The sequence below is a fragment of the Allorhizocola rhizosphaerae genome (genome assembly GCF_003426775.1).
Taxonomy (GTDB): domain Bacteria; phylum Actinomycetota; class Actinomycetes; order Mycobacteriales; family Micromonosporaceae; genus Allorhizocola; species Allorhizocola rhizosphaerae.
Genome location: NZ_QJUG01000435.1, coordinates 1 through 2487, shown reverse-complemented (window position 1 = coordinate 2487; position 2487 = coordinate 1). Strand labels below are relative to the sequence as shown.

At 62.6% G+C, this 2487-nt stretch carries 2 protein-coding genes and 1 pseudogene; 2 read left to right on the top strand and 1 reads right to left on the bottom strand.

The annotated features are described in order from the left end of the window. Positions 1–241 precede the first annotated feature (241 nt). Positions 242–763, top strand: a pseudogene (locus DM816_RS41475) (Mu transposase domain-containing protein); the annotation flags it as partial. 85 nt (positions 764–848) lie between these two features. Here DM816_RS41475 and DM816_RS41470 read toward each other — a convergent pair. Beyond that, positions 849–1319: a Clp protease N-terminal domain-containing protein gene (locus DM816_RS41470; protein WP_117215892.1), complete on the bottom strand. Its 471-nt coding sequence runs from the start codon at positions 1317–1319 to the stop codon at positions 849–851. A gap of 716 nt (positions 1320–2035) precedes the next feature. Between DM816_RS41470 and DM816_RS41465 the strand changes: the two genes are divergently transcribed. Then, positions 2036–2371, top strand: a complete 336-nt coding sequence (locus DM816_RS41465) for an AfsR/SARP family transcriptional regulator (RefSeq protein ID WP_117215891.1) — start codon at positions 2036–2038, stop codon at positions 2369–2371. Positions 2372–2487 lie beyond the last annotated feature (116 nt).

The window sequence follows — 2487 nt, the reverse complement described above, 5'->3', positions numbered from 1 at the left end:
ATCTTCCCGCATGCCAGTGCGTCAAGATCTCCGTAATGTCCACCACGGTAAAACTTCTCCTCGCCATCGGCTCCCTCGTCCCTGAACAGACGAGGGAGAACTCTGCTTGATCGCGAGGACCACCCCGGCACCGGCCCGCTCACATTCCCCATGGGGAATTACGTGAGCGGGACCGCCACAGGCTGGGGAATTACGTCAGCGCGAACCCGCCCAACCGGGGGAATTTCATGATCGCCGACAGCGGGTGCTATTGTGGGACAACGATTCCGCAGTCGGTCAGAGGCGTGGCGGGCGGCCACAGCTGACCGAGGCGATGAACGCCTTCCGCGGCAGCCTTGTGAAGGCATCCGGGTAATCCAGGGCCGGCCAAGGGATCCGGAGGCCAAAGGGTTGGTGGAACGGGCCAACGGTTATCTGGAGACCTCGTTCCTACCCGGCCGCGTGTTCGCTTCACCGGCCGATTTCAACGCCCAACTGAGCACCTGGCTGACGCGGGCCAACCAACGCCAGCACCGGGCGCTGGGCTTGTCGGCTGGTTGACCGGTGGCTTGCTGATCGGGCGGCGATGCTCGACCTGCCACCTGTGGCCCCAGTGGTTGGTTGGCGGTTGACGACGCGGCTGGCCCGCGACCACTACCTGCGTCTGGACGCCAACGACCACTCGGTGCACCCGTCGGTGATCGGCCGTAAGGTCGACGTGGCCGCCAGCCTGGACCGGGTGACGGTCACCGCGGCTGGCGCTGCGGTCGCCGACCACGACCGGTGATGGGCAGCGCATCAGGGTTCCGGGAAGTCCGCAGCTCGCGGATTGAGATCCCTGTTCTCGGTTTTGGGTGGCTACCCGATCATCAAGCGATGTCCACAAGACTGAACACGCTGTCGCGGAACCGTTCGACATCGGTGCCTGCCGGGACCAGGAGCGCGGCCACCCTGTCGTTGGCCGCCTGTACGACCCCCCACAGAAGGTGTGTGGTCGTGATCTCAGCAGCACGCTTGGCGTCCGCCACGGTCCCGGCTAGTTGGACAGCTATCTTGGTCAGGGCTGCAAACTCCATGTGCCCTCCGGCCTCAGCCCGGCTTGGCGTGTCGGCGAGTGGCCTGATCGCGCCGACGGTCAGCCCCGCGCTCGCGAGGCATGCAGCCGCATCGCCGCTCGGGTCTGTCTCCATGATGGCGAGGAGGAGATGTTCGATCTCGACCGCCTCCGCACCTGCGGCCTTGGCGGTCGCGTGAGCCTGGGAGACGACCTCGCGGGTCTCCTGTGCGAACGTCGGCATCGCCACCAACTTCCTTGCGAAGGTGCCGGTGTCGCTGCTCAAGACACCGGCAACCGGTCCTTCGAACTAACAGGCTACAGTCTTCTCGGGACTCCAGCCTTCGGCCGAGTCCCAGAACTCGTGAAACTGCTCCGCAGTGTAGTGAATACGGTATCTCCAGCTCCAGCTTCCGGGGCCACCAACGCAGGTCCCGACAACTTGGAAGTTGCCCACGGGATTCGTCGAATACGAACAGATGTTGGGGCCTACGGAAACCCAGGCGTCGATGGCCCATACCTCATCTGACCGCATGCCTCCTTGATGTCGGGGCGGTCAGTGCAGCTCCAGTAGATCATTCCCGCAACGGTGTCTCCACCAGCCCAAGCGGGTGCTGTCGCGAAGTGCAGACAAGTGATTATGTGCTCGGGTGAGATGTGCCCGTCGCCTTCGGTCGGGGCGCTGGGCGCCGCCGCGAGCACCGGTCTAGACAGCGCGGTCATTGTGAACGCCACCATGGCGATGGCGAGAAGCCTTGCCAGGTATCGGCTTGGCGCATGAGAAAACGTTAGCATAGATGCTCCTCTCTGAGATCGCCCTTGGGACCAGGAGCAGCACGCCGGCCCCCGTCTTCGGCGGTATCACCGCCTTTGGCAAGAGGGTGCCGGAACACGGTTGCACAGAACCTGCACACACATGCATCGACGTAACCCGCTGTTGACAAGCGCCCTCACCCGCAGGACGATGGCAAAAGTCATGACTCACCAGCGGGGAGGTGTGTAATGCTGCAATTTGGCGTGCTCGGTCCAGTTGTCGTGCGGCGCAATGAAGATCCGGTGAACCTGCGGACCGCCATGCTTCATAGATTGATGTCGGTAATGTTGTGTTCTTCCATGCGACCCATGTCGGCAGACTCACTGGTCGAAGCGATGTGGGGCGAAGCGGCGCCCGCGACAGCCAAAAAGACATTACAGATCTACATCCACCGGCTGCGCCGTGCTCTTGGCGATGATCGCCGGATAGTGCGCCACCCGACCGGATATGCGTTGACCGTCCTGGATGGTGAGCTCGATTCTCATAACTTCACGGATCTAGTGTGCCGTCTCAGTTTTGAATAGACAGTTGTGTAGTATTCGATGTCATGACTGCTGCTGCCGATCCGTTACCGGTATCCGATGGTGAGCGGGAAGTGCTGGATTCCCTTGCCCGGTCGCAGACCGCGCCGTTTCGGATG

Bases quoted from the DNA above. Each gene is read 5' to 3' on its own strand.
- DM816_RS41465 (WP_117215891.1), top strand. From the start codon at position 2,036: ATGCTGCAATTTGGCGTGCTCGGTCCAGTTGTCGTGCGGCGCAATGAA.